Genomic DNA, 18,637 nt, shown 5'->3' on the forward strand with positions numbered 1-18,637 from the left:
TATGGCAAACGAAAATAAAAATAATAAGAATTTAAAAGGCGGCGATGATTTTAACTGGAACAGGGTGTTCAAAATTGTTCTCGGATGGAGCGCAATTCTGATTGGCTTTTTTCTGATAATGATTTATACAACTCGCAATGATGCTAAATACTCTGAAATTTCTTTCAATCAATACCAGACCTTTTTAAATGATAAAAAAATAACAAGCGCAACCGTTAAAAAATCGGAAAACAATTATGAATTTTACGGAACGCTTAAAGCCCCCGAACCAGTAAACGTCGGAGGCAGAACTTATACAATCGATAAGTTTAATTTATTCCTTCCTTATTCAAATATCGAACAGGATGTAATAAAATCATGGAACGATGCAGGTGTTAACATCACAATGGAAAAAGATGACGGCGGATGGCTCGGTCCATTACTCGGCGCATTGCCCTGGCTGTTAATCATTGTATTCTGGATAATCATTATGCGCAGAATGCAGGGAGGCGGTGCAGGCGGCGGAAGAAACATTTTTACTTTCGGAAAATCGAAAGCAAAAATGCTTAACGAAGGAACTCTGAAAGTTACTTTCCAGGATGTTGCAGGAGCCGATGAAGCAAAGCAAGAACTTGAAGAAATCATTGAGTTCTTGAAAAGTCCGGGCAAGTTCCAGAAACTTGGCGGTAAAATTCCAAAAGGTGTATTACTTCTTGGACCTCCCGGAACCGGAAAAACTTTGCTCGCTCGTGCAGTAGCAGGTGAGGCAGGAGTGCCTTTCTTCTCAATCAGCGGTGCTGATTTCGTGGAAATGTTTGTTGGTGTCGGTGCTTCAAGAGTAAGAGATTTATTCGAGCAGGGAAAGAAGAATGCTCCATGTATAATTTTCATAGATGAAATTGATGCGGTCGGTCGCCACAGAGGCGCTGGACTCGGCGGCGGACATGATGAGCGCGAACAGACTTTGAACCAGCTCCTAATCGAGATGGATGGCTTTGAACAAAACAATGGCGTAATCGTTATAGCTTCAACTAACAGACCTGACATTCTTGATCCGGCATTATTAAGACCTGGAAGATTTGACAGGCAGGTAGTTGTTGACAGGCCTGACGTTAAAGGTCGTGAGGGAATTTTGAAAGTTCATACAAGAAAAATTCCTCTGTCAAAAGATATTCGCTTAGATATTATAGCAAAAGGAACTCCGGGATTTTCAGGCGCTGATTTAGCAAACCTTGTGAATGAAGCTGCATTGCTTGCAGCAAGAAGAAATTCTGATATGGTCACAATGCGTGATATGGAAAATGCCAAGGATAAAGTTTTGATGGGAACAGAAAGAAAGAGCTTGATAATTTCCGAGCGCGATAAGAAAACAACTGCATATCATGAAGCAGGACACGTACTTGTAGCAAAAATGCTGCCTGAATCTGACCCTGTTCATAAAGTTACAATTATTCCGCGCGGAAGAGCATTAGGAGTAACTTCATATCTTCCGATGGATGAGAAACATACTTATTCAAAAGAATATCTTGAAACAATGATTGCATACTTATTCGGCGGACGTGCTGCCGAAAAAATTGTGTTCAATGAATACACAACGGGCGCGAGCAATGACATCGAGCGCGCTTCTGACATAGCAAGAAAAATGGTGACTGAATTTGGTATGAGCGAGAAGCTTGGTCCTTTAAAATACGGTCAAAAACAGGAAGAAGTATTCTTGGGCAAAGAAATTACTCAGCATAAAAATTACAGTGAAACGACACAGATTCTTATTGATGATGAGGTAAAGAAAATAGTCAGCCAGGGATTAGAAGTAGCGGAAAGAATTCTCAGTGATAATATTGAAAAGCTGCACAGGTTATCCCTTGTATTGCTTGAGCGAGAGATTCTTGATGCGGAGGAAATTGATATGGTGTTAAGAGGAGAGGAATTGCCGCCTGTAGAAAAAGAAGTTAATATTTCTGAAACAAAAAAACAGGATGCAGAGAAGGAAAAAAAGAAGAAAGAAGATTCTTCTTTTAATCCCAAAATTGCTCTTGCAAATTCTTAAAAATTAAGTTGTAACGAAGAATAATAAAGGACAGGTGTTTTTCATCTGTCCTTTTGTTTTGAATAACACAAATTTATACTTTATTGGAAACCGTTGAAGATAAAATTTCTATGGGTAATGAATTTAAGCGGAAGCTTATTCATTTAACATCTTCTTCTATTGGATTTTTTTATTTATTTAACTCTAAAGAGCTTACTTTATCAATCCTTGTAATTCTTTTTTTGATAACATTAAGTGTTGATTTATTAAGGTATTTTTCTCCGGCATTCAATAAATTTTTTCTTTCCATCTTACGCCCGATTTTACGCGGGCATGAAGCTGATTTTAAGAAAATAGTTTTTACGGGTTCGACCTGTCTATTATTTTCATGTATAGTCTGCATTTACTTTTTTCCTAAAGAAATTGCCGTAATGGCAATTCTTATTCTTACTATTTGCGATACTACTGCGGCTTTAATTGGAAAAAATTTTGGTAAAATTTCTTACCATAATAAAACTGTTGAAGGTACTATAACTTTTTTTCTAACAGGAGTGGTAATTGTTTTGTTGACTCCAAAGATTGAAGGAAGCATATCCGAATATCTTATCGCGTTTTTTGCGTTATTGCTGGCAAGTTTGTCGGAGTTTTTGCTTTCTAAAATTGATGATAATATTTCCGTGCCTTTAGTTTTTTCAATCGTATATTACGCTTTATTTAAAATCTTTTTGTAAATCCTTATAAAATTTTATGGCTCTAAAATGCGGTATTGTAGGTTTGCCCAATGTCGGCAAATCAACCTTGTTTAATGCTCTGACCTCTTCGCAAAATGCAGAAGCAGCAAATTATCCTTTTTGCACTATTGACCCGAATGTAGGAACTGTCATTGTTCCCGATGAAAGAATGGATAAGCTTGTCGAAATGTTTAATCCAAAGAAAGTAATTCCTTCGACAATTGAGTTTGTCGATATTGCCGGACTTGTTAAAGGCGCATCAAAAGGCGAGGGACTTGGCAACCAGTTTCTTTCTCATATCAGGGAAGTAAATGCTATAATTCATATTGTCCGTTGCTTTGATAATGATAATGTTATTCACGTTCACGATAAAGTTGACCCCAAAGATGATATTGAAATCATCGAGACAGAATTGATATTGCGTGATATGGATACTGTTGAAAAACGTCTTGAGAAAAATGAAAAGCTAAAGAAAACAAACGATAAAAAAGTCTTACTTGAAAATGAAATATTATTGAAGCTTAAAGAGCATTTTGCTACTTCGAGGCTTGCAAAATATTTTGTTGAGACTTTAAATGATGAAGAAAAAGAAATCGTGAGGGGTTTGCAATTACTGACAGATAAACCGTTTCTTTATGTAGCTAATGTTGACGATAACAGCGCAACAGGCAATAAATATTCCGATGTCGTTAAAGAAATTGCTGCAAAAGAAAATGCAAGCTTTATGATTTTGTCCGTACAGATTGAGTCGGAAATCTCACAGCTTGAAACTACTGAAGAGAAAAAAGAATTTTTGAAAGAACTTGGATTAAATGAATCAGGCCTTGACCGTTTAATCAGAGAGGCATATTCATTGCTTGGCTTGATAACGTTTTTCACTGCAGGAGAAAAAGAAGTTCACTCATGGACAATCCCGAACGGTTTCACCGCTCCGCAGGCAGCAGGGGAGATTCACACTGATTTTGAAAAGGGATTTATCCGCGCTGAGATAATGAAATATAAGGATTTAATCGAGCTAGGTTCGGAATCTGCTGTAAAAGAAAAAGGATTATTGAAAAGTGAAGGTAAAGAATACGTTATGGGTGACGGCGATATTGTTCACTTCAGGTTTAATGTCTGATTTTCTGTCACCCTGAACTTGTTTCAGGGTCAACGAAACGTTGATGGATTCCTGCCTTCGCAGGAATGACAACTTTTTAACTTACGACACTCCAACCAGTTTCAATCCATTCACGGTAATAAACGCGGCTACGTAAGCAAGAACTGTAAACACAACTACCTGTAACACAGGCACGCGCCAGCCACCGGTTTCTTTTTTTGAAATTGCCACAGTCGAAAGACACTGCATTGCAAACACGAAGAAAACAATCAGCCCGCATATAGTCGAAGTCGTGAAAAGCTTTTGTCCCGTTGCTTCATTCGTTGCATTCCGCATCGAACTTAAAATAGATTCCTGAATTTTATCATCATCGTCATCGGTTATTTTGAATATAAGCGCCATTGAGCTTACAAAAACTTCTCGAGCTGCAAATGTAGCAATGAGTGAAACGCCGACACGCCAGTCCAATCCAAGAGGAACCATGAAAGGTTGGATTAGTTTTCCCATAGTGCCTGCAAAAGAATTTGAGAGCTGTTCCGAAGCGGCAAGATGTTCGATTTGTGTTTCATCTAAATCCGTATTACCGGGCGGCTGAAAATCATTTCTCGGGAAAGAAATCAATACCCACAATACAAGTGATAAAACCAAAATCACAGGTCCTGCTTTGCGGACATATTGATTTGCATTCTTAACTGTATTTTTCAAAACCGTTCCAAGCTGTGGTTTTTTATATGTGGGAAGCTCGATAATAAACGAGCTGTCATCTTTTTCTTTGACAATTTTATTGCTGAATTTATTTACAATGCCTGCAATGACCAGCGACGAGATTATGCTGAATACATAAATTACAGTGAGTGCCAGACCCGCAACAAACGGTTCATCTTGCGGAACAAGATAGGCAAGAAGCAAAGCATACACAGGCAGACGGGCACTACAGCTCATCAGAGGTATAATAAAAATCGTTAGAAATCTTTCGCGTTTGTTTGAGATTGTTCGCGTCGCCATAATGGCAGGAATTGCACACGCAAAACCCGACAGCATCGGCACAAACGAACGTCCGTTAAGTCCGATTTTTGAAAGCGGCTTATCTACAAGCATAGCACCGCGCGCAAGATAACCTGAGTCTTCAAGCAGTCCGAGAATTAAAAACAAAATCAGAATCTGTGGAAGAAAAACCAGCACAGAACCTATCCCCGCAATCAAACCGTTTGCAATTAGGTCACTGAAAAGATTATCACCAAGTAAAGTCGCTGTTTCACCTGCAAGAAATCCGAAAGCGCTGTCAATCAAATCCATCAAAGGCGCTGCCAGCCAGAAAATAGATGTAAACGTCAGCGTCATTACCGCAAGAAAAATAATCATCCCCCAAAACTTGTGAAGAATAATTTTATCTATGAACAACGAGGTTTTATCAGGTATTCTGTGACCGTTTGAACGATTGTTTAGTACCAGAAGATTTTCATTAACCTTATCGATATCGAGCAAAGGTTTTGAAGGGGCTTTTGGAGTGATATTAAATAAAACTTCTTTTTCAATATTTTCAATCTCGCGGTAAGAATTTATAATCTTATCTTTGTTATAATCCTTTAAAACGTGTCTGTGTTTATTATCAGGTTCAGATTCGTAATCAGAAATATTTTCTCTTAAAGTTTTCAACAAATCATTCACACCTTCACCGTCGCGTCCATCGATTTTTACAACATCGCAACTGATTAATTCCGAAAGCTTCTTTGTCGAAATATCGATTCCTTTTTTATTAAGTACATCAACCATAGTCAAAGCAACGATCACTTTGAAGTTGCATTCCTTTAATTGCTTAACGAGCAATAAGTGACGCGAGAGCTGGCTTGCATCGAGCGTTACTATTGCAATATCAGTATTGCCATGTTTAGGATGGTTATAAACATATTGAACGGAAAGCTTCTCATCGGGAGAGCAGGGGATTAAGCTGATAATTCCCGGAGAATCCAGAATGTTTGCGTTTACTTCAAACTTGTTTAGGAAACTTGAAATGGAATACTCAACAGTCGAACCGGGATAGTTAACTGTTTTATATTTTCGTCCGCTTAGATAATTAAATAATGTTGTCTTGCCGGAATTAGGGTGGCCAAGAAGAGTTATGAGAGGAATTTTTTTATCGACTTCTGTCTGCATAGTATCATACTCCGTAGTCATTCCCGCGAAGGCGGGAATCCCATTTTGGTTTCTAATTCTATCAAATCAATATGCAATTTGCTTCATGTTTTCTTATTGCTATTAAAGCACCTCTGACAGAAAACGCAAGAGGGTCATTGAAAAGCGGTTTATACATTAATTCAATTTCTTCTCCGGGAGTAAAACCGACTTCAAGAATGCGTCTTGCTGACGGATGGTCGTTATCAATATCAATAATTCTGGCTTTCTCTCCGACTTTTAACTGGCTCGCGCTTCTCAATAGTGATGAAATTAATTATTTTTTATGGTATGAATCTTTTCAAGGTAATGATCGCAATGCTCTTTGTCTTTGCATGTTGCAAAAACCTGAAGCGTGTGCTCGACAGGATTAAGATTGTTTTCCTGACAGATTTTTTCCTGAAGCTTTTCAATATCAGGGTCTTCAAATTCTAAAATTCTTTTGCAGGAAACGCAAATGATGTGGTAATGATTGTTACGACCGTATTTAGTTTCATAGCGGGTTCTATCTCCTTTGAAATTGTGCTTATACAAAATATTGCATTCACTCATTAGTTCCAGAGTCTTATAAACCGTTGCTCTTGAGACGTTTATGTAATCATTTTTTAGCTTCAGATAAAGCTCATCGGCGTCAAAATGCCCCTCAATATTTAAAGCTGCATCTAAAATTAAAAAACGCTCATTGGTTATCCTATGAGCGTTATCTTTCAAATATTGTATAAAAACCTTCTTTACATCCTCAGATATCACTTGCCTTTGTTCTTATTTAAACTTAGTATAGATAAATATACTAAATTTTTGATAAAACTTCATCTAATATTTGAATACCTGCATTAATTTCGTCTTTTGTTACGTTTAAGGTGGGTCTAAAACGAACTGATTTCGTTCCGCAGCCAAGTATCATTAAGCCGTTATCAAAAGCCCCTGAAGTGATTTTATTGCGAGTGTCGGTATCCTTGGCATCAAAAGCACACATCAATCCCAAACCGCGTGGGTTTGAAACCACTGCAGGATATTTATCAGATAGCTCCTGAATTTTCGATTGTAAATGAGCTCCAACCGTTGCAGCATTTTCAACAAGATTATCTTCCTGAATTACTTCAAGAATTTTTGTGAAGCGAACCATATCAACTATGTTTCCTCCCCATGTTGAGTTTATTCTGCTTGGTTTTTTGAATACGTTCTCTGCAACTTCATCGATTCTATCAGAACACAAGACACCACAAACCTGTGTTTTCTTACCAAATGTTACCATATCCGGCTGGACATAATGCTGATGTGCCCACCATTTTCCTGTTAAGGCAATTCCTGTCTGAACTTCATCAAGAATGAACATAATTTCATTTTCATCGCAAATCTCTCTGAGCTTTATGAAGAATTCTTTTCTGAAATGATTATCACCGCCTTCACCCTGAATTGGCTCGAGAATCAATGCAGCAATGTCATCTTTATTTTCGTGAATGGCTAATTTAATTTCATCCATTGCCATGTTTTCAGCATAAATTACTTTTGTAAGATTTTCTTCATTAAGAGGAAAAGTAACTTTTGGATTTACAATTCTCGGCCATTTAAACTTAGGGAATAAATCAGTCTTTGTCGGGTCAGTGTTTGTCAATGAAAGCGTATAACCGCTTCTGCCGTGGAAAGATTCTTTGAAGTGAATAACTTTATGTCCTTTTTCTTCCTTGTAACCCTTTGCAAAATTCTTTCTGACTTTCCAATCAAATGCTGCTTTCAAAGCATTCTCAACTGCAAGCGCGCCGCCTTCTATGAAAAATGAATATTTGAAATAATCAGGCACAGCAATCTTAAAAAATGTCTCGACAAAATCCGCTTGCTCCTTAGCATAAATATCCGATAGGGAAGGTTTGGATATGGCAATCTCACCGATTTTTCTGATGAATTCGTCATTGTGAAGCTTTGGATGATTCATCCCGAGAGGATTTGATGCTACAAACGTAAAGAAATCCAGATAATTTTTATCATGCTTCGAATCATAAATATAAGAACCTTTTGATTTTTGCAAATCAAGAGTAACATCAAAGCCATCAACAATCATGTGCTGACGCAAAACTTCCTGCACTTCTGTCGGTTTTACATCAACTTTTGTCATAATGTTTTGGAAAACGTTTGTTTTACTGATGTTTAATTTTTCTCTTTCGCGAACTTCCATTGGTGTATTCTCCTCTCATGTTTTGTTTAGTTCAGTGCAAACTGAATGAAATGAACAAGCCCATAATAATTACGAAATGGGATTCTTCGCTTCGCTCAGAATGTCACGAAAAAAAAATTATTTAATTTCGCCAATAATATAATTGGTCTCGTTATTGCGATTTAAGAATTTTGTAAACTTATCTGCTTCGTTTTTATTTATTATAAACACTAAGCCAATTCCTAAGTTAAAAGTCTTTCTCATTTCAAGTTCATCAACATTGCCAAGTTTTTGTATCAGATTAAAAATCGGTAATCTATTCCATGAAAACCAATTGATTTTCAGTTTCAAATTCTTTGGAACGACACGCTTTGTATTTCCTTCAATACCGCCGCCGGTTATGTGTGAAATAGCTTTAATGTCAAATTGCTTCAAAGACTTCTGAATAATATTTAGATATGAACGGTGAACTTTCAGAAGCTCTTTTCCGGGAGTTGATTTCAAATCCGAATGTCTTTTAGTCAAGCTATGCTTGGTAGGGAATACCTTCCTTGCAAGTGAATATCCGTTTGTATGCAGTCCTGATGAAGTTAATCCAATCAAAACATCACCGCTCTTCACGTTTTTTTTATCGAGTATGTTTTTCTTCTCGACAATCCCCGTAATCGAACCTGCCAAATCAAAATCATCACCCTGGTATATTCCCGGCATTTCGGCAGTTTCACCGCCTATAAGGGAACATCCGTTGCTTTTACAGCCCCTTACGATGCCTTTTATGACATTTGTGCCGTCTTTAACGTTGAGCCGACCCATTGCATAATAATCCAGAAAGAACAGAGGCACAGCCCCGCAAACAGCTATATCGTTAACACAGTGATTAACCAAATCCTCTCCAACGGTGTCAAATTTCCCTAATAATGAAGCAATTTTGAGTTTAGTACCAACTCCGTCAACACTGGACACAAAAACAGGATTTCTGTATTTATTTAAAGGAATTTGGTAAAATGCCCCAAAATTTCCGATACCACTAATGACATTTTCTGTGAAAGTTTGTTTTACGAAAGGCTTTATAAGGTCAACAAGTTTGTCGCCTTTTGAGATATCAACACCAGAGGATTTATAGCTTACTTTCACTGATAAAAATACAAAAATTAACTACTTATTTCAATTTACTTATCAGTGAACCCGGTTAAAAAATTGTTATTTTAAACCGTTTAAACACATGTTTAGCTAAAATCTTTTGATGTCACTAAACGTTTACGTTTAAAATAAAAAAATATGCTTGTTGCTATGAGTAACATGGAGCAAACGATTATCCAAAATCCATACGGGTGAAAAATAAGAGGTATAAACTCAAAATTCATTCCATATACACCTGCAATCAGGTTTAAAGGAAGGAATATAGTGGCTATAACTGCCAATGCCTTAGTGATTTCAGTTAAACGATTATTTACTACCGATAAATAAGAATCCATTAGTCCACTAATCAGATCACGATAAGCTTCGGCTGAATCTGCCACCCTAACCAGGTGGTCATATACATTTCTATAATAAATGGATTCTTCTTCGGTTATAAGGTCAAAATCACCGCGTATTATTTTGAATAAAACTTCTTTTTGATAGAACGCAATCCGTCTTAACTCTACAAGTTCCTTTTTAAGGTTAATAATTTCAAGGAGTGTCCGGTTTCCGGGAGATTTTTTAAAAATATTGTCCTGAACGCGGTCAATTTTGTTCTCAAAGTTATCAAGAATAGGGTAGTATCTATCAACGATATCATCAAAAATCATATGTAAAAGATAATCGACACCTTTTTTGATTGCGTATTTTAAAAATCCATCTTTGAGCCGTTTGGAGATATTAACGGCAAGATTATCTCTATGTACCGTTAGTAAAAAATTTTTACCGAGAAAACAACTGAGTGGAGTAACTTTGAACTTTACTTCACCTGTCTGAATAATAGAATTAAAAATTATGAAGATATAATCATCAAAGTCTTCAACTTTAGGCAAATGATATTTTGCGTTTTCGTTCATGTATTTAACCGTATCTTCGATTGCAAGCGGATGAAACTTAAATTGTTCATTAAGAACCTTCATAAGATTCTCTTCACTCTCATTTTCAAGATCAACCCATAAAATTGAATCGCAATGTTTATCCCATTCCCCGAGCTTGGAAATATCACGCTCTAAAATTCCCTGTGTGGGGCTATATTCAAATATGCTTATCATTTATGATAATTTGTTTTATGATAAAGGTTTATTTATAATGATTACAAATTCTCCCTTAAATTTCTCTTCAAGTGAGTCTAATATCTCCGATGCTTTTCCTCGCAATTGCATTTCATTGGGGGTTGTCATGTTCACTCCTATAAACAAATCGCGTTCAGGCATATATTGGTTTATGTCTTCAAGCACCTGCCTTAATCTGTAAGGTGCTTCAAAAATAGCAATTACTTTTTCAAAATTCTTAATAGTTTTTAATTCCGTTTTGCGAATTTCTGCTTTCGGCGATAAAAATCCGTAATATAAAAACCTGCTTATATCAAATCCCGATAACACAATAGCTGCAAGCAGGGAATTAGCTCCGGGAATGAAATCTACCTTAAGATTAAGCTCTATGCATCGATTTAGGAGGGTATTTCCAGGGTCTGCAAACAAAGGTGTTCCGCAGTCACTGATAAGTGAAACATTTTTGCCTGCAAGCAAATCATGTATAATCTCGTCATCGAGCTCTTCTTCGTTGTGTTCGTTAATCTGCTTTAAATCTTTTTTGATGTCAAAGAATTTTAATAATCTTACTGCTTCTTTGTATTCTTCGCAGATTATATAATCACTTTCATTCAGCATTCGCAACGAACGAAAAGTCATATCAGCATAATTTCCGATTGGTGTTGAGACGATATTTAATGTTCCTGTGGACAAATTATTTTAAATTATTTTAACACACCCCGCTCCTTCGGAGCACCCCTCTCAACAGGGGAATTTAAATATCTTTCAAACTTTATAAACTTTATAAACTTTATGAACTAACGTCCTGTGCTGCCGTATCCACCTGCGCCGCGAACGGTTTCGGTTAAAGCTTCTCTTTCTTCAAGCTCGACTTTCTCATATTTTGCAATAATCATCTGGGCAATCCGTTCACCGAACTTGACCACAAATTCATTCTTGCCGTGATTGATTAACAATACTTTCACTTCACCGCGGTAATCTGCATCGATTGTTCCGGGCGAATTCAACACAGTTATGCCGTGCTTTAAAGCAAGACCGCTTCGGGGTCTTACCTGTGCTTCAAAGCCCTCGGGAAGCTCTATAATTATATTAGTAGGAATTAATTTATATTCTCCGGGCATTAATGTTATGTCTTCTGTGTTTGAAGAATATAAATCCATTCCTGATGAATGCTCGGTCTGGTACGCCGGTAAAAAACTTTCTATTTCTTCGTTAAATTTTTTAAAATATACTTTCATCATTTATTATTAACCTATGTAAAAAACAAAGGGGCATATATATAGCCCCTTATGTTATATAAAACTAATTACTTCATTATTATTTTTAATTGTAACTGGATGTTCCGCCAACAATTATAGCAATTAAGATTATCGCGATATAAATTATTATTCCAAGAACAGACAGAATAATATTTATGATACCAAGCCACATACCGATTTTGGCAAGTGTTCTTCCTGCTTCAGGAGACTCGCCTCTGTCAATAGCCGCTAATTCTTTCTTCCCCATAATCCATGCAACTATTGCAAGTACAACAGGACAAAAAATAAATGACAATATCCCACAAACAAGCGCAACTATTGCGTTTGAGCTTGCGCCACCCTGACTGCCCATTTGCTGTGGGGGAGGGTTATATGCCGGTGGAGGTGGAGGAGGCGGTGGAGGAGGATGACTTCCATGACCCCCGTCTTGATAAAGTAGTATGTTTTCTGTCATAGTATATGATTTTGATTTACGCTCAAATATAGAGCTATTTGTTTAAAATTAAAATAGTAATATGAAATTATATTTTATTACCGTTTTTAAAAAATAATTCATTGGCATTTGTATATAATGCCGATTTCATTTCATTTTCAGAAATATTTTTTATTTCAGATAATGCCTTTATTGTATAAACAATGTTTGACGGTTCATTCTTTTTGCCTCTGTTCGGAACAGGAGTGAGGAAAGGGGAATCGGTCTCGGACAACAGTTTCTCCAATGGTGTTGCCGAAACTACATCGCGTTCCTTAAAGTTTTTATACGTAACATTGCCGCAATAAGATACATAAAAGCTATTTAAACCGGTAACTTCATTCATTTCGTTAACCGTTCCTCCAAAACAATGAAACTGTCCCTTCAAACTTTCATCTAAATTTTCTTTTATTATTGAAATCGTATCAGCAACAGAATCCCTTGTGTGCAAAACAATCGGAAGATTCTTATCCTTCGCAATCTCGATTTGTTTTCTTAAAAAGTCTTTTTGTTTTTCTATGTAGGTTTTATCCCAGTAATAATCCAATCCCGTTTCGCCAATCCCGACAATTTTTTCATTATCTAAAAGTTTATAAATTTTATCTAATTCATCATTATCAACTTTCTGAACTTCAGTCGGATGAACGCCTGCAAGTCCGTAAATCATTTTATATTTATCTGCAAGCTCAAGAATTGTAAGTGTAGAGGCATAATCAACGGCTGGAACAATTATTTTTTCAATACCTGCATCTTCTGCACGTTTAATGACATCTCCGATTTGATTTAAAAGCTCATCATAATATAAATGCGCATGTGTGTCTATAATCATATTGTCTATAATCATATATAGATAAATTCAGTTTAGTGTCTTAACAAGCAGTTTAATCAGTTTAGAAAACTTCTCATAAGTTTTTTTTCCGGCTTCCTCAACTTCGGAATGACACAACATATCACCGGTGCTTTCATAAAGCATATTAGTTATGCATGAAATTCCTATAAACCTAATATTATTTTCCTTTGAGTGAAGAACTTCGGGAACGGTTGACATTCCCACAGCATCAGTTTTTATTTTCATCAATGTGCGTATGTCCGACTTTGTTTCATAACACGGACCGCTAAGCGAGCAATAAACGCCTTGCTGAAGTTTTATGCCATTTTGAATAGCAATCTTGCGGGTTTCGAGATTCAAATTTCTGTCGTAAATGTTAGTCATCTTTTGGTTATTACCGGAACGTTTAAATCCGAGGTTTATATGTGAGATTATCAGCATAAGGTCTGTAACTTTAAACGTCCTGTTCACTCCGCCTGCAGCATTAGTTATGATGAGGTTTTTAATTCCCTTTTTTTTGGCATTTATGATGTTCGAAACGACTTCCGTATAATCGGCTCCTTCATAAAAATGCTTTCTTCCTTTGAATAAAATTACCTCACTGCCGTCAAGCTTACCTTTAAGAATTTTTCTATTATGAAATGAATTTTTATCCTCAAATAAAACTTCAGGGGAGGAAAGTTCATTTATAAGCTCCTGCAAACCCGAACCAAGTATAATTCCCGTCATTTTGCAAAATACCTAACTTTGTAAAACTCATAAAGTCTTTTATTCATTTGGTAGTGTCTTAATTTGAAAGGGTTAATTAGAGAAAAATTTAACAATTTTACTTGACAATTTATAAAATGGAAAATTTAACTATTGAAGAAGAGAAAAAAATTGAAATTAATGAAACTGTAGAAATACAAATTAATTCTGAAATTGTTAAAAAAATTTTAGAAAATCAGGAAGAGATAATTAAAAAAATAAATAATTTAGAAAAAAGATGGTTTGGTGATAATAAAGAGATTATTGATTAAATAAATCAGTTTTATTATCTATACTTGCTACTGAACTTTCAATATTTAAAATTTTATCTTCTAAGCTATCAAATTTTATTTCATAATTCATTAAAAATTGATTTATATCAGAAATAGCTTGAATAATTAGATTTAATTTTTGTTCAGGAGGTAAACCTTTTGAAACTTCTGTTTCAACTCCATTTATATCAAAGTATTGCATAATTTATTCTTTTATGTTTTCTTTTATTCTTGAGACTATTTGATTATAGTAACTTTCTGATGCTTTATCAAATCTTTCATATACTTCTTCTATATTCTTACTATCAATTTTCGCTAAAATTTCACAACAAATATCTCTTAAAGCTAATACCCTTGCTTCAATTGTAACCACTTCTTGTGCAATGATTGGATTATCTACATTAACATTAATTTCTTGAGCCATTTTGTTTGGATTTAATTTTCGGTTAGAATAAAATATTTATTAATAAGCTAATAAGCAACATCTTCCCTAAGCTACTTTCTTCAAATTCTCACCATAATTCAAGAACTTTTCCCAACTCCAAAAAGTATTAGTAACATTTGAAGCCATTGCAGGAGTTACTTTAATAGTTTTATGCTCTCGGATAAAGTTGTAATAAAAGAAATGTAAAGCTACAGCATATTTCAGATTATCTAATTTCTTACTAAAGGCATTAGTTAATCTTGTAAATCTTCTCATATTCATTCTCATAGTTAAATTTTGTCTTTCTATATGACTTGTAGAGATTCTTTTCTTATCGGGGTCATTAATTAAAGGAAATATATTAACTGATGTAAGCGGAGAAGGACTATATTTATATTCATTCCCATTATTATGACTATAAGATTTGTGGATTTGACCATATTTAATATCATTTCTAAAAACATTTTTAACAGCGTGAAAATAAGATTTAAAGCTATCAGTTGATAATTGAAATTCGTTAATAGTTCTCTTATCCAATTCACTAATAAACATTAAAGTATTTTCTGCATTTCTTTTACCTACTAAATAATTAATGACAAGTTTAGTTTCGGAATCCATAGAGACAAATGTATATTGGTCTCCTTTTTCGGTTTTTTCATAATATCTTTCATCCATTGTAAGATTCTTTTGCTTACAACCAACATAAGCCCAAATCTCATCACACTGAACATAATTAGATTTCACATTAACAACTAAATCATTATGAATTTGCATAGCTTTTTTACCTGCATTTTTAAGCAAAGTCATAACAGTATTTCTATTAATACCTGTCATTCTTTCGATGCTTCGGATTGAATTTCCTTCGGATAAAAGATTTAAAACTAAGATTTGTTTTTGTTGAGATAAACGGTTCATTGCGATTCCTTTCTTTTTGTCTTTATAAAAGGTCTGCAATGAACTATTTTTGTTTAGGATTAAAGGTCTGTTCACGCAGAACTTTTTTCTGAAGGGTAACTAATTACGAGTTAGTTACCCTTCGTTTTTATATCATAAATATAGGTAGATTAGTTAATTTTTTGTTCTAATTCAGTTAGAATATTGATATTTGCTTTTAATACTCATAATTTTGTTTAAATCATAAAATGAAGATAGTTTTATTATATTTCTTATCAGATAAAGATTCAAATGCGGTATGTTGTATTGGGATAATTATATTAATATTTGTTGCATTTTTTATGGGATATTTAAGAAAAATAAAACTACAAAAAGAACAAGAACAAGCTAATCGTTATTTATCTAATAAGTATGAAGAAGAGAAAGGAATGAAAAAATGTCCTTATTGTGCAGAAAAAATAAAATATGAAGCAATTAAATGTAAGCATTGTGGAAGTAATTTATGAAATTTTGTATATATAAATAAGGTTAAGGAGAAAGAAGAAGAAAAATTTAAATAAATGAAATGGATTGTTCAGAAGAAAAATTAAAACTCATTGATGAAAAGAAAAAATTATATTGGGGAAAATTTGAAAAATTTTGTGAAGAAAACAACCAAAAATCAGCTACAATGCTCTTATTGTTAAATATAGTGGATAGAGAAAAATGGAATGCTTTAAAATTAGAAGTTGAGACTTAATTCTAAAATTCTACTTTCAAGTTTTTCGCTATCCATATTTTGTATTTCTAATATTTCATTATCAAAATTATTTTCAATTTCTTTATTTCTATTTAATAGTTGAAATCTCGGTAAACCTTCATTAGTTTTAATAATTTTTTCTATTGTAGCTGTTACATATACAGATAGATGTTTTTCAAAAAGTTTAACAAAAAATTTAAAAGTATTTGAAGATGTAAAATGTATTGTAGTGGCTGTATATCTTTTAATAGGTTCACATTTTTCTTTTACCAATAAACATATTATAAGTTCTCTAACATCATCATTAGAAATATTCTCGTTATCATTGGGGTTATGTAAATCATAACTAATAGAAAATAGATGTGTCATAAGTAAATTTTAAATTTTCGGCTTATCAACAAATTAACTATTCTATATTTCACTTTCAACTCTTACAACTCTTTAATTTTAGCTTATAATCAAATAGTCTATTTAACTGTTTCAAATTAAGACACTACCATTCATTTTAGTGAATTTATTGCCCTTTTATTGTGTTCTTATAATGCATATATTTGTTAATATTATATCAATTTTTAAGCAAAATTAACTTAGTAAACAAATGAAATACATATACTTAATTATACTTTTCCTCTTTACGGGTTTATCTGTAACCAATGCTCAGCTTCAATTTCAAAGAGTCGGCGGAAGTGATACAACGCACACCAATAAATCAAATGCTTATGCGTATGCTTGGTACAAAAATACGGGAGCATCGCCTGTAGATGTAAGATTTGAGAGAACTGTGAATAATTTACCTAATGCAAGCTGGACATCTTCCATATGCACGCAAGGATTCTGTTATGCGCCGTTTGTAAATATTGCTCCTCCGGCAGAAGACCCGGCAATTACAATTCAACCGGGAGAACAAGATACGATGGATGTTACGATGTATTGTCCTAACACCGGTGTTGCTCATATTCGCCTGAAAATGTTTAATGTGAACAATGCATCACAATTTGTTGAAGAAGATTTTTATGTGGTAGCACAGATAGTCGGAATTGAAAATATATCGTCCATTGCTGATAAATATTCATTATCACAAAATTATCCAAATCCGTTTAATCCCGTAACTAAAATTAATTTTTCAATTCCTAAAAATGAATTTGTTACTTTAAAAGTTTATGATGTTCTTGGTAATGAAGTTGCAAACCTTGTAAATCAAAACCTTACATTGGGTCAATATACGGTTGATTTTAATTCGGCTCAATTTAATGTTTCATCAGGAGTGTTTTATTATAAACTGATGACAGAAGGGTTTACCGAAGTTAAAAAAATGATGCTTGTAAAATAAAAACGAATTAATAAAATTTAATATGATTCTGTAATTATATTATGGCAATAGTAAAAGAAAAAGATTTAACGTTCCTTGAACAGACATATATTCCGCAGATTGTAAAAGGTTTGGCTTCAACCTGGAAGCAGATGTTTAAGCCAAAGTTCACTAGGCAATATCCTGAAGAAAAATGGGTTCCTCCTGCAGCATTCAGGGGAAGACCCGTTCTTGTAATGGAAGACGACGGCACCGAAAGATGCGTCGCATGCGGACTATGCTCGAGAGTTTGTCCCGCACTTGCAATAGAAGTTCAGGCAGGAGAAACAGACAGAGAGAAAGAAAGATATCCCAAGCTTTTTGAAATAAACATGGTTCGCTGCATTTTTTGCGGTTTCTGTGAGGAAGTATGCCCGGAAGAAGCAATTGTTATGAGTGATGAGTATGAGCTTGTTTTCAGCTCACAGGAAGAAGCAATTTTTGGCAAAGACAGACTTCTGACGCCTAAAAAGAAACTTGAAAAAAGACTTGAATATCTTCAGCAATACAGGTAATTATATTGAGTTAAAATGTTAAAAAGATTTTTACATATCGTTATTTTGTTTTTAGTTTTCACTTCCGCTGCGTTTGCGCAAGAGCAACTGCAGGGGCAGGGTGAACAGCAGCAGGAAAAGCCGAAGGATGTTATAGCATCGTTTTCAAGCAAGATAAAGAAGAGCGACATTATTTTATACTGGTCAATATTGAATCCCGATAGAACAGATTATATTCTCATTGACCAAAAGAAACCGGGTGAAGCAGTTTATGAACGTTTAAATAGATTTACGATTAAAGAATTTGACAGAAAAACTCAAAAAGACTCTCTCGATGTACTTGAGTTTTCATTCAGAAATACAGTAGACGTGAACGGAGTTTATTATTTCAAAATTTTATTATTCGACAGAAATAATAATCAGATTTCGGAAAACGAAATCAAAATGGGAATTTCGGGAATACAGGATTTTAAGCTTATGCAAAATAATCCTAATCCGTTTAATCCGTCAACAATGATTTCATACAGATTATTCAAGCCGACGTATGTTACGCTTAAAGTTTATAGTTTAACAGGTAAGGAAGTCGCAACGCTCGTTGATGCTCAGCAAAGCGCAGGAACTTTCACCGTAGAATTTAATGCCATAAATCATCCTGATATTTCAAGCGGAATTTATTTTTATAAGCTCCAGACAGAATACTCTTCAGATATTAAAAAAATGATACTTACCAAATAATCAATTTAGTTTTATCATTAATCATATCTCAAAT

The 18,637-nt window shown here is 34.5% G+C and carries 24 protein-coding genes; 9 read left to right on the plus strand and 15 right to left on the minus strand.

Features of this window, described 5'->3' with window-relative positions; all coding sequences use genetic code 11:
• The first annotated feature begins 1 nt into the window (after position 1).
• From ftsH to ychF, 3 genes are all read left to right on the plus strand, one after another.
• On the plus strand, positions 2 to 2,026 hold the full coding sequence (gene ftsH / locus VHP32_08665; GenBank protein ID HEX2787963.1) for an ATP-dependent zinc metalloprotease FtsH: 2,025 nt from the start codon (positions 2 to 4) through the stop codon (positions 2,024 to 2,026).
• Positions 2,027 to 2,109: 83 nt separating this feature from the next.
• The gene (locus tag VHP32_08670; protein HEX2787964.1) at positions 2,110 to 2,736 is read left to right on the plus strand and encodes an SEC59/DGK1/VTE5 family protein; all 627 of its coding nucleotides are present in this window, start codon (positions 2,110 to 2,112) and stop codon (positions 2,734 to 2,736) included.
• Positions 2,737 to 2,752: 16 nt separating this feature from the next.
• On the plus strand, positions 2,753 to 3,856 hold the full coding sequence (gene ychF, locus VHP32_08675) for a redox-regulated ATPase YchF (GenBank protein HEX2787965.1): 1,104 nt from the start codon (positions 2,753 to 2,755) through the stop codon (positions 3,854 to 3,856).
• Between the two features lie 81 nt (positions 3,857 to 3,937).
• On the opposite strand, the gene feoB is transcribed toward ychF, so the two are convergent.
• The 11 genes from feoB to VHP32_08730 all read right to left on the minus strand — a co-directional run bounded on the left by feoB (position 3,938) and on the right by VHP32_08730 (position 13,679).
• Positions 3,938 to 6,010: a ferrous iron transport protein B gene (gene feoB, locus VHP32_08680; protein HEX2787966.1), complete on the minus strand. Its 2,073-nt coding sequence runs from the start codon at positions 6,008 to 6,010 to the stop codon at positions 3,938 to 3,940.
• 40 nt (positions 6,011 to 6,050) lie between these two features.
• On the minus strand, positions 6,051 to 6,269 hold the full coding sequence (locus tag VHP32_08685) for a FeoA family protein (protein ID HEX2787967.1): 219 nt from the start codon (positions 6,267 to 6,269) through the stop codon (positions 6,051 to 6,053).
• An 11-nt stretch (positions 6,270 to 6,280) separates the two neighbouring features.
• Positions 6,281 to 6,718 (minus strand): transcriptional repressor, encoded by a 438-nt coding sequence (locus VHP32_08690; protein HEX2787968.1) that lies wholly within the window; start codon positions 6,716 to 6,718, stop codon positions 6,281 to 6,283.
• A gap of 79 nt (positions 6,719 to 6,797) precedes the next feature.
• A complete protein-coding gene (gene lat / locus VHP32_08695) occupies positions 6,798 to 8,180 on the minus strand; it encodes an L-lysine 6-transaminase (protein ID HEX2787969.1) in 1,383 nt (460 codons plus the stop codon).
• A 117-nt stretch (positions 8,181 to 8,297) separates the two neighbouring features.
• Positions 8,298 to 9,293, minus strand: coding sequence for a phosphoribosylformylglycinamidine cyclo-ligase (gene purM / locus VHP32_08700; protein HEX2787970.1), 996 nt, complete (start codon positions 9,291 to 9,293; stop codon positions 8,298 to 8,300).
• A gap of 92 nt (positions 9,294 to 9,385) precedes the next feature.
• Positions 9,386 to 10,390, minus strand: coding sequence for a magnesium/cobalt transporter CorA (corA, locus tag VHP32_08705; GenBank protein ID HEX2787971.1), 1,005 nt, complete (start codon positions 10,388 to 10,390; stop codon positions 9,386 to 9,388).
• Positions 10,391 to 10,405: 15 nt separating this feature from the next.
• A complete protein-coding gene (gene rsmI / locus VHP32_08710; GenBank protein HEX2787972.1) occupies positions 10,406 to 11,083 on the minus strand; it encodes a 16S rRNA (cytidine(1402)-2'-O)-methyltransferase in 678 nt (225 codons plus the stop codon).
• Positions 11,084 to 11,187: 104 nt separating this feature from the next.
• Positions 11,188 to 11,628 (minus strand): dUTP diphosphatase, encoded by a 441-nt coding sequence (gene dut, locus VHP32_08715; GenBank protein ID HEX2787973.1) that lies wholly within the window; start codon positions 11,626 to 11,628, stop codon positions 11,188 to 11,190.
• An 85-nt stretch (positions 11,629 to 11,713) separates the two neighbouring features.
• Positions 11,714 to 12,103, minus strand: coding sequence for a DUF4190 domain-containing protein (locus tag VHP32_08720; protein HEX2787974.1), 390 nt, complete (start codon positions 12,101 to 12,103; stop codon positions 11,714 to 11,716).
• A 67-nt stretch (positions 12,104 to 12,170) separates the two neighbouring features.
• Complete coding sequence (locus VHP32_08725; GenBank protein HEX2787975.1) at positions 12,171 to 12,950, minus strand: TatD family hydrolase; 780 nt, start codon at positions 12,948 to 12,950, stop codon at positions 12,171 to 12,173.
• A 27-nt stretch (positions 12,951 to 12,977) separates the two neighbouring features.
• Positions 12,978 to 13,679, minus strand: coding sequence for a purine-nucleoside phosphorylase (locus tag VHP32_08730; protein ID HEX2787976.1), 702 nt, complete (start codon positions 13,677 to 13,679; stop codon positions 12,978 to 12,980).
• Positions 13,680 to 13,795: 116 nt separating this feature from the next.
• Here VHP32_08730 and VHP32_08735 point away from each other — a divergent pair, with 116 nt between their 5' ends.
• A complete protein-coding gene (locus tag VHP32_08735) occupies positions 13,796 to 13,969 on the plus strand; it encodes a hypothetical protein (protein ID HEX2787977.1) in 174 nt (57 codons plus the stop codon).
• On the opposite strand, the gene VHP32_08740 is transcribed toward VHP32_08735, so the two are convergent.
• The 3 genes from VHP32_08740 to VHP32_08750 form a co-directional block, all read right to left on the minus strand.
• Positions 13,959 to 14,171 carry a hypothetical protein gene (locus VHP32_08740; GenBank protein HEX2787978.1) on the minus strand — a complete coding sequence of 71 codons (213 nt, stop codon included), beginning with the start codon at positions 14,169 to 14,171 and terminating at the stop codon, positions 13,959 to 13,961. The genes VHP32_08735 and VHP32_08740 overlap by 11 nt on opposite strands.
• A gap of 3 nt (positions 14,172 to 14,174) precedes the next feature.
• Complete coding sequence (locus VHP32_08745) at positions 14,175 to 14,393, minus strand: hypothetical protein (GenBank protein HEX2787979.1); 219 nt, start codon at positions 14,391 to 14,393, stop codon at positions 14,175 to 14,177.
• 66 nt (positions 14,394 to 14,459) lie between these two features.
• On the minus strand, positions 14,460 to 15,383 hold the full coding sequence (locus VHP32_08750; GenBank protein ID HEX2787980.1) for an IS1 family transposase: 924 nt from the start codon (positions 15,381 to 15,383) through the stop codon (positions 14,460 to 14,462).
• A gap of 152 nt (positions 15,384 to 15,535) precedes the next feature.
• On the opposite strand from VHP32_08750, the gene VHP32_08755 reads away from it, so the two are divergent.
• Together VHP32_08755 and VHP32_08760 are read left to right on the plus strand one after the other, a co-directional pair.
• Positions 15,536 to 15,793 carry a zinc ribbon domain-containing protein gene (locus tag VHP32_08755; GenBank protein ID HEX2787981.1) on the plus strand — a complete coding sequence of 86 codons (258 nt, stop codon included), beginning with the start codon at positions 15,536 to 15,538 and terminating at the stop codon, positions 15,791 to 15,793.
• A gap of 59 nt (positions 15,794 to 15,852) precedes the next feature.
• Entirely contained in the window at positions 15,853 to 16,026 is a 174-nt protein-coding gene (locus VHP32_08760) for a hypothetical protein (GenBank protein HEX2787982.1), read from the plus strand.
• On the opposite strand, the gene VHP32_08765 is transcribed toward VHP32_08760, so the two are convergent.
• Positions 16,009 to 16,395, minus strand: a complete 387-nt coding sequence (locus VHP32_08765) for a hypothetical protein (GenBank protein HEX2787983.1) — start codon at positions 16,393 to 16,395, stop codon at positions 16,009 to 16,011. The genes VHP32_08760 and VHP32_08765 overlap by 18 nt on opposite strands.
• A 229-nt stretch (positions 16,396 to 16,624) precedes the next feature.
• Here VHP32_08765 and VHP32_08770 point away from each other — a divergent pair, with 229 nt between their 5' ends.
• From VHP32_08770 to VHP32_08780, 3 genes are read left to right on the plus strand one after another with little or no spacing between them, the layout of a single operon-like run.
• Complete coding sequence (locus tag VHP32_08770) at positions 16,625 to 17,356, plus strand: T9SS type A sorting domain-containing protein (protein ID HEX2787984.1); 732 nt, start codon at positions 16,625 to 16,627, stop codon at positions 17,354 to 17,356.
• 41 nt (positions 17,357 to 17,397) lie between these two features.
• Positions 17,398 to 17,889, plus strand: coding sequence for an NADH-quinone oxidoreductase subunit NuoI (gene nuoI, locus VHP32_08775; GenBank protein HEX2787985.1), 492 nt, complete (start codon positions 17,398 to 17,400; stop codon positions 17,887 to 17,889).
• Positions 17,890 to 17,904: 15 nt separating this feature from the next.
• Positions 17,905 to 18,603 (plus strand): T9SS type A sorting domain-containing protein, encoded by a 699-nt coding sequence (locus VHP32_08780; GenBank protein ID HEX2787986.1) that lies wholly within the window; start codon positions 17,905 to 17,907, stop codon positions 18,601 to 18,603.
• Positions 18,604 to 18,637: the final 34 nt, after the last annotated feature.

This window comes from Ignavibacteria bacterium (genome assembly GCA_036262055.1).
In the GTDB taxonomy this organism is placed as follows: domain Bacteria; phylum Bacteroidota; class Ignavibacteria; order Tepidaquicellales; family Tepidaquicellaceae; genus DATAJP01.

Coding starts and splice junctions, on each gene's coding strand:
- ftsH (HEX2787963.1), top strand. CDS start 2: ATGGCAAACGAAAATAAAAATAATAAGAATTTAAAAGGCGGCGATGAT.
- lat (HEX2787969.1), bottom strand. CDS start 8,180: ATGGAAGTTCGCGAAAGAGAAAAATTAAACATCAGTAAAACAAACGTT.
- ychF (HEX2787965.1), top strand. CDS start 2,753: ATGGCTCTAAAATGCGGTATTGTAGGTTTGCCCAATGTCGGCAAATCA.
- VHP32_08740 (HEX2787978.1), bottom strand. CDS start 14,171: ATGCAATACTTTGATATAAATGGAGTTGAAACAGAAGTTTCAAAAGGT.
- VHP32_08755 (HEX2787981.1), top strand. CDS start 15,536: ATGAAGATAGTTTTATTATATTTCTTATCAGATAAAGATTCAAATGCG.
- VHP32_08780 (HEX2787986.1), top strand. CDS start 17,905: ATGTTAAAAAGATTTTTACATATCGTTATTTTGTTTTTAGTTTTCACT.
- VHP32_08765 (HEX2787983.1), bottom strand. CDS start 16,395: ATGACACATCTATTTTCTATTAGTTATGATTTACATAACCCCAATGAT.
- nuoI (HEX2787985.1), top strand. CDS start 17,398: ATGGCAATAGTAAAAGAAAAAGATTTAACGTTCCTTGAACAGACATAT.
- VHP32_08735 (HEX2787977.1), top strand. CDS start 13,796: ATGGAAAATTTAACTATTGAAGAAGAGAAAAAAATTGAAATTAATGAA.
- corA (HEX2787971.1), bottom strand. CDS start 10,390: ATGATAAGCATATTTGAATATAGCCCCACACAGGGAATTTTAGAGCGT.
- VHP32_08770 (HEX2787984.1), top strand. CDS start 16,625: ATGAAATACATATACTTAATTATACTTTTCCTCTTTACGGGTTTATCT.
- VHP32_08745 (HEX2787979.1), bottom strand. CDS start 14,393: ATGGCTCAAGAAATTAATGTTAATGTAGATAATCCAATCATTGCACAA.
- feoB (HEX2787966.1), bottom strand. CDS start 6,010: ATGACTACGGAGTATGATACTATGCAGACAGAAGTCGATAAAAAAATT.
- VHP32_08730 (HEX2787976.1), bottom strand. CDS start 13,679: ATGACGGGAATTATACTTGGTTCGGGTTTGCAGGAGCTTATAAATGAA.
- VHP32_08725 (HEX2787975.1), bottom strand. CDS start 12,950: ATGATTATAGACACACATGCGCATTTATATTATGATGAGCTTTTAAAT.
- VHP32_08720 (HEX2787974.1), bottom strand. CDS start 12,103: ATGACAGAAAACATACTACTTTATCAAGACGGGGGTCATGGAAGTCAT.
- dut (HEX2787973.1), bottom strand. CDS start 11,628: ATGAAAGTATATTTTAAAAAATTTAACGAAGAAATAGAAAGTTTTTTA.
- VHP32_08760 (HEX2787982.1), top strand. CDS start 15,853: ATGGATTGTTCAGAAGAAAAATTAAAACTCATTGATGAAAAGAAAAAA.